The sequence below is a fragment of the Paenibacillus sp. NRS-1782 genome (assembly GCF_050467685.1).
Lineage (GTDB): Bacteria > Bacillota > Bacilli > Paenibacillales > Paenibacillaceae > Paenibacillus > Paenibacillus terrae_A.
This window is the reverse complement of record NZ_JBITPH010000024.1, coordinates 121,676-128,346: the sequence shown is the minus strand read 5'-3', so window position 1 is coordinate 128,346 and position 6,671 is coordinate 121,676. Positions and strand designations below refer to the sequence as shown.

Below are 6,671 nucleotides of genomic sequence, written 5' to 3'. Positions count from 1 at the left end.
TCTACTATTTTTTGGTTATTCGACAGGCGTGTCCATATATAATACAATGGAAAAATAGTCAATAACTTTATTGATTGATCTATCGGAAAGAGACTTAAAGAATCACCAATTAATGATTATTAAACCGTAATCCTATCCATGAAACAGGAAGCTATGTTGTAGGTGATTTATATTTTTTATCATAGTAGATTGTTATTTAAGACAGAACAAAATTATTGTACAACTCAATTGGATATATTATAATTTTCAAAAAAAGAATACTATTGGATTAAAAGATCCTAATTAACTTTTTTTCTTATTTTGCTTTTATCCTTAAATACATGAGTTGTTAGTGCTGCTGGATCACCCACACCAATTTTCGCTAATGCAAAAGGAGCGTCAGCTAAAATGCCGACTTATACCATTATTGCAAAAGTTGGATAAAATTATTAATTGCCCCATGGGCGTAATTAGAAGTATATCCTCTTTGCCTTTTCTGAAGGTGGGCCTTTTTTCTCAATCAGTAGCACTGGTCTATTCACGGCGTTAAAATATCCGTGGCGGTTATTGCCTAATGAGAATGTTGGTTTTATTGGTGTTGTGTATGGAAATTCCAATGATATCGCAGAAATATATTTTAAGATAGTTTAATAGAATGTTTAGAGCATCTTTCTTACTGTGAGATGCCTTTTTAAGAGCTCGCTAAAAATCGGGCTTTTAGTATCGAATACATTCTAGTACCTTGACCAAATCAAATTTGAGGATAGAGATGTTTTAATTTACCTCTAGCCTGCTCGGTAGTAAACTGCCATTCAACCGATTTCTTCGTTTGATTGCGTTCTCGTTCCCAAGCCGATACCTCGCCTTGCAATTCGTGAATGGAGGCGATTCGACGGTTCAGGCACTGAATCGTCAGTGCACTGAGTTCAATCTCAGCGATGTTCAGCCAACTACCATGTTTAGGCGTGTAATGAATTTCCAAGCGTTTCGCTAAAGCCAAAGCGCGCTCAGGCTCAAAGGTTTCATACAAGGACGAGTTGTGTACCGTGACTTGGCTGACTCCTGCACGCCTCGCGATTTCTGTGTGAGTGGGAATCTCTCCCTGGCTTTCGTCTGCCAAAAGAAGTACGAGACAACGATTTCGAATGCCTTTAGATGTGGAATCGCTGTGAAGGAGTTGTTCAATCCATTTGTGTTCCTCTGCTTGAAGTTGAATCTCGTATTTTTTGTTCATGTGATCCCCTCCCAAATTTTTCTTATAGGGAGAGTTTAAAAATTAAATCAGAATTGGTCAAGGTACTAGATATTATAAAAAAGCCCTCTTTCACACGTTAAAAGTTCTTGTGCAAGAGGGCTTTTCCAAAATTATTTTCGTTTGTCCATTAAGATGCTATCAGGAGTATATGAGGACTCATAGGCATTACGTTGCGCTTTGGCCATATTACGTTGAACAAGCCAATCCTTCGCTTCATTTTTTAGAAATTGCATACGCTGACCAATTAATTCGTCATGGTTTAAGATGCTTTCTAACTTTTGTTTTTGTTCTGGAGTTAAGGACTGATTATGCAAATGACTTAGGAGCTTATCCACCTTCATTTGACGCAATTCGACAAATTGCTCAACTTCTTCATAACTTGTCTCATTTAGTCGATTTATGAATTGTTGAGTTACTTCTTCCAATTGATTTAGCGCTTCACTCAACTTCATCTTATTGCTCAGCAGACAACGACATACCTGCTGTCTGCTTGCTAATTGTAACCCAAGTTTCACGCAACTCTTGCAAGTAACCCAAAACCTCTTCACCCGATTCAACCTTTTTCTTGATGTTTGTTTGAATCAGTAGATAGTTCATATATTCATAGAGAGCATACAAATTTTTGGAGATATCATAAGAATGATTCAACGTAGACATTAACTCACTGATAATCGTCTGCGCTTTGCCTAGATTGATGTTTGCTTTTGGAATATCGTTCGACGTAATTCCATCGATCCCCGCCTTCACAAAGCGAATGGCACCATCGTATAACATAACCACTAATTGAGCCGGGGTCGAGGTTTGCACCGAAGACTGTTTATATTTTTCATTAGGAGATGAAATCAAAACTGATCACCCTTTTCTTTACTATTTTAAAAGACCTGTCAAACTGGACGACTGCGATTGATACTTACTCATAGCCGATTCCATGGCTGAGAACTGCTTGTAATAACGAGTCTCAGCATCTTTAAGCCTGCTTGTTAGATCTGTAATACGGCGATTATAGCCTTTTAATTGATCTCCCATTACACTTTCTGTTTTAAAGGTCATACTGCCATTCGTATCAAATTTCGATGTACCTGCTTTTTTTACAAACATGTCCAACGTAGTATCAAGCTTACTTCTTAGTTCGCTATAGATCGGCTTACTGTTTACATCAGCAGACGAACCTTGGAATATACTCAAAACCTTTTCCGGATTTGTCGTTAAAGCAGCCTTCAGCTTTTCTTCATTAATCTGTAGTTTACCATTTTCGTAGTACTGACCTGTAGTAATACCAACTGAACTCAAATCACCTAACTTACTGGAAATAATCATGCGCATAGAAGACACAGCAGAACTCAAAATAGAATCATTTTTGAGGAGACCACTTTTGGCCTTTTCTTCCCACTGCTTAATTTCATCTTCTTTCATGTCTTTCCTCTGATCGGCTGTCAATGGAAGGAAATTACGGTACTTTTGTTCACTTAGTTTCGTATTAAATGTACTTAATAGGTCATTATAAGTATCCACAAAAGATTTAATGGTCTCCATAGCTTTTGTTGGATCTGATTGGGTTGTTATTTTGGCAGGTCCAGTGGTTCCCGTGGTCTCTAACAGAGTCAGCGACACTCCATTAACGACAAGGGAGTTCTTATCAGGATTATAAGTTTTAGAACTCGAATCCGCAGTATTCGTTACTATAACTTCTCCTTTTTCAGCCGCCTTTACATCTGTAGAACTAATTTGGAATAAATCCATGAGCGTACTGCTTTTAGCCTGCTTATCGGCACCTGTTAATTTAATATTATTGCTATCCCCATATTCTTTAGCTGTAATGGAGAACTTGCCGCTGATTTCATCGAAGGTCGCTGTTACGTTCGCCCCTTCCGAATTGATACGGCCCATCACTGCAGATATTGTATCGGTTTTTAGAAAAGTGATTGTTTTGTCATTTATATTTAACTCATAAGTATCTGATGCACTACCACCTGCAATTTGCTCCAATGTTGTATTTTTAGTAGCATCTGCTGTACTACTTCCAGCAGTACGTAAGCCTGTAGAGGTTTGCATATTGGACTTTGTTGCTAACTTGTTAACGACTACAGACATAGGTGTAGAGCTAGCATCAGCATTAGCTTCCGCTTTAATAGCCGTTGTATTACCAGTTAACGTCGATTTCTGAGTATTCATTGTCTCTGACTTACTCATGCTGGATAGTTTGTCTCTAAATTGAACAATTTTAGTGTTTAATTCACGATAGCTATCACGTGTCCACTCCAATGTCTGTTTCTGCTGATTTAGCTTGTTTAGTGGTACCCTTTTCGCTGTCATCATGGATGTAACCATACTATCTATATCCATTCCGGAGAAGCCATTTATACGCATCTAATTTGCCCCCTTATACTTTTTCATCTATGAGAATTCCTGCAATTTCCATCATCTTTGCCACTAAATCCAAAGTCTTTTCAGGTGGGATTTCTCGAATCAGTTCACCTGTATCTTTGTTCAGAACCTTAACCAAGATCTGATGGGTCTTTTCGTGCACACTCATTTCCAAGGTTGTAGTAGGACCCTGCAGAGCCTTGACTGCGCGGTCTATAGCACGAATAAGCTGCTCTTCTCCAAGAGGAACAGCAACCCCTTGCTGCTCCAATTTAGTTAAAGCTGATCCACTTTTAATGGCAGTTACTAATAATTCAGTTGTTTTGTTTCCAGCAGTGGAACCTTCACTAATTTGAGACACACCATTCGCCTGTCCATTCATCTGATTCGTTGAAACCGAAAATTGCAGATTCATTATTCTAACCTCCGATGGCCTGTTTATTATTTTATCGGTTGTTCAGAGTATATTGTGAAGAATATAAAACTATAATAGTATATTAAAGGCTATCTAATACTATGTTCAGCATATTGGTAACCTTAATAGCACCCTTTTCATTAAGGTGGTCCATATCTAAAAAGTCAGACTCAACAAAGTCATCTGAATCAAATAAATCGACTAACTTAAATATGTGCGTATTAGCCAGACTATTCATAACTTCATAGAAAACAGCTTTAAATTCGGGATCAAAAAAGTTTTGGTAATATTCCGTCGCAGGGAACGCCACAACGACAGGAGTTATCCTTTCTTCGTTTAAATAATTGATAAGATTTTTCAAAACATTAGTATTCTCTTTTACAGTTTCATTATGGACTAATAATTGATTATGTTGTTCTGCTCTTTGTTGACCTACTGCTACCTTTTGCGACAGATCCATGTCCTCCAATCTAATATTTCCGAGTAAGCTGAACAATTCTCTGTTAATATTATTATTAAAGTATGAATCGTGTACAATTACTGCATCAATAATAGTTTGGTCTAATTTAATTTTATTGAATATAATATGATATAAAAAGCTTAAATTATTATCAAAATTCATCTCAGATGAGGTAACACTCTCTTTTACTTCGAAATGGTGGGAATCCTTAAAAATAGGATAATAGACCTTGTTAATCCTATTCACAGCTTCTTTTTTACTTCTGGATAGATCATAGTGAAAACTGTAGTAGGACATACCTATAATACAGTATTTAATATTTCGACTATACTTCAAGGCCTCTTTCACGATTTTACGACTGTAGTAAAGATCCTGAGAAGCAAGAGACAAATTCAAAACACTTTTATCAAAACTGCGTTCACTAAGCCCAAACATTGAATAAGACGATCCTGCTGCTAAAATTTCTGAGTCAGTATTTTCCTTAATATTTTTGGATAAATAGTAGTAGTCATAATTACTATAATATTTCTGATTCACAAAATTACCAATCAATTCCTGAACCAATTTTTTATAGCTAATGACTTCATTAAAACTAGTTAGCAAACCAGCTAATTCTTCACTTACATCATCCACATTTTGAATCAAAACATGATATTTGGCCTCTGGTTTCTCAACCATTCCCTTTAAAAGAAGTAATGAACTTTTATCATTTGAGAAAAACCCTTTGAATACTGTATTTTCTTCATGGAAACATTTGCTTATAATATTTTGATTATCTTGTCCTAAAAAATAAACATTGATTTGATGTTCATTTTTTAGAACTTGATAAAACTCACTGCATTTAAATATAACTCCTTGATAGAGTGAAATCATTTCTTCTCGTGTATACTCACCATTACAATACTCAATAAATGTAGTGACCCTCTCCGTTAGTTGTTCGAACTCTTGGTACATTAAATATTTTTGGCTTCCAATAATGAATTCAACCAGGATGTTAATACAACTAAATATTTCTTCATCACTACTCAGTCCAACCATTTCATTTCTAAGTACATTTAGCTTCTCAATATCGCTATAGTAATCGATTATATCTATTCCATTTTTTGTAGTAATAGTCCTTCATCTCCTTAAGACTTATCCTATTCTTTAACTTGCAGGTTCTATTGTTTATCCATATTCCCACTATCATTTAACATATAGTGACTTTCACACTGGGGACAAATCCAGACTGAAGGTTCTTTTGCTGGATATAAATCATTTCCACAAGTACATAACCATCCGATTGCTCTTGCTGGAACACCAACTATCTTCTGATGAGCTCTCACTGACCTCACTATAGCTGCATGAGCTCCTGCATAGCTATAATCCGCAATAGTCAAAAGTTGGTTTACTGAAACCTGTATACCCAACCATACATTTGAACCTATGGATACCCCTCCTGCTACCACTACTCCCCCAGCAATCATCGTTCTCTTACCAATACAAGTAGAATGCGCTATATATACATGATTATCTATTTTTGCTTCACTACCAATTGTTGTGAACTCTCCAAATAGACCTTTATCGATCGTCACACATGATCCAATTTCAACATCATCAGAGATATAGACACCACCCACATGCGGAATAACTTTCCTCTTTCCACCTATATCTTTCACTTGAAATCCATTTCCACCTATAACTGTATTGGGTTTTATAACGACCCGATCACCCAAAACAGTGTTAGGCATGATGACCACGTTATCCATTATTACACAATCATTCCCAATAGAGACTGATTCTCCAATCACCGCTGTCTTCGCTAAAAAAATATTAGCTCCTCTTCGTTCTTCTACAACTTGAAATGTATTTTCATGAACAAAATACATGAAAATACGATAGAACAACTGCTCAGGATTTTCATCAGTTACTAAGTAACTTTTTGCTGAACTGCATGATTTCAACTTTACAAAGGAGCTATGAACAATGCAGGCTCCAATATTAGATTTATTAAATTGTTCTGCATACACTTCTGAATTAGTATAGCTTAGCTGCATTTGAGGCATATTTGTCCTACTGGATAAATTACCAAATTTCGAGATAAGAATATCGTCCCCTAAAACTTTGCAATTAAATTGTTCCGCTATAGAAGATAACAATATGGGGTCCATACGTAATTCAATTTCCATTTAAGATCACCCTACCATACTAAATTTCAG

Annotated in this window: 6 protein-coding genes and 1 pseudogene; all 7 read right to left on the bottom strand. The window is 36.2% G+C overall.

What is annotated here, in order from left to right:
• Nucleotides 1-730: 730 nt before the first annotated feature.
• A pseudogene (locus tag ACIFQM_RS11035) lies at nucleotides 731-1,012 on the bottom strand (transposase); the annotation flags it as partial.
• A gap of 332 nt (nucleotides 1,013-1,344) precedes the next feature.
• Nucleotides 1,345-1,686 carry a hypothetical protein gene (locus ACIFQM_RS11030; RefSeq protein WP_430048681.1) on the bottom strand — a complete coding sequence of 114 codons (342 nt, stop codon included), beginning with the start codon at nucleotides 1,684-1,686 and terminating at the stop codon, nucleotides 1,345-1,347.
• Between the two features lies 1 nt (nucleotide 1,687).
• Nucleotides 1,688-2,080 carry a flagellar export chaperone FliS gene (fliS, locus tag ACIFQM_RS11025; RefSeq protein WP_430038569.1) on the bottom strand — a complete coding sequence of 131 codons (393 nt, stop codon included), beginning with the start codon at nucleotides 2,078-2,080 and terminating at the stop codon, nucleotides 1,688-1,690.
• Between the two features lie 21 nt (nucleotides 2,081-2,101).
• The gene (gene fliD / locus ACIFQM_RS11020) at nucleotides 2,102-3,601 is read right to left on the bottom strand and encodes a flagellar filament capping protein FliD (RefSeq protein ID WP_430038571.1); all 1,500 of its coding nucleotides are present in this window, start codon (nucleotides 3,599-3,601) and stop codon (nucleotides 2,102-2,104) included.
• Between the two features lie 13 nt (nucleotides 3,602-3,614).
• Nucleotides 3,615-4,013, bottom strand: a complete 399-nt coding sequence (locus tag ACIFQM_RS11015; protein WP_430038573.1) for a flagellar protein FlaG — start codon at nucleotides 4,011-4,013, stop codon at nucleotides 3,615-3,617.
• A gap of 82 nt (nucleotides 4,014-4,095) precedes the next feature.
• Entirely contained in the window at nucleotides 4,096-5,511 is a 1,416-nt protein-coding gene (locus tag ACIFQM_RS11010) for a hypothetical protein (RefSeq protein ID WP_430038575.1), read from the bottom strand.
• 122 nt (nucleotides 5,512-5,633) lie between these two features.
• Entirely contained in the window at nucleotides 5,634-6,641 is a 1,008-nt protein-coding gene (locus ACIFQM_RS11005) for a hypothetical protein (RefSeq protein WP_430038577.1), read from the bottom strand.
• Nucleotides 6,642-6,671 lie beyond the last annotated feature (30 nt).

Bases quoted from the DNA above. Each gene is read 5' to 3' on its own strand.
- ACIFQM_RS11005 (WP_430038577.1), bottom strand. From the start codon at position 6,641: ATGGAAATTGAATTACGTATGGACCCCATATTGTTATCTTCTATAGCG.
- ACIFQM_RS11010 (WP_430038575.1), bottom strand. From the start codon at position 5,511: ATGGTTGGACTGAGTAGTGATGAAGAAATATTTAGTTGTATTAACATC.
- ACIFQM_RS11030 (WP_430048681.1), bottom strand. From the start codon at position 1,686: ATGAAGTTGAGTGAAGCGCTAAATCAATTGGAAGAAGTAACTCAACAA.
- fliD (WP_430038571.1), bottom strand. From the start codon at position 3,601: ATGCGTATAAATGGCTTCTCCGGAATGGATATAGATAGTATGGTTACA.
- ACIFQM_RS11015 (WP_430038573.1), bottom strand. From the start codon at position 4,013: ATGAATCTGCAATTTTCGGTTTCAACGAATCAGATGAATGGACAGGCG.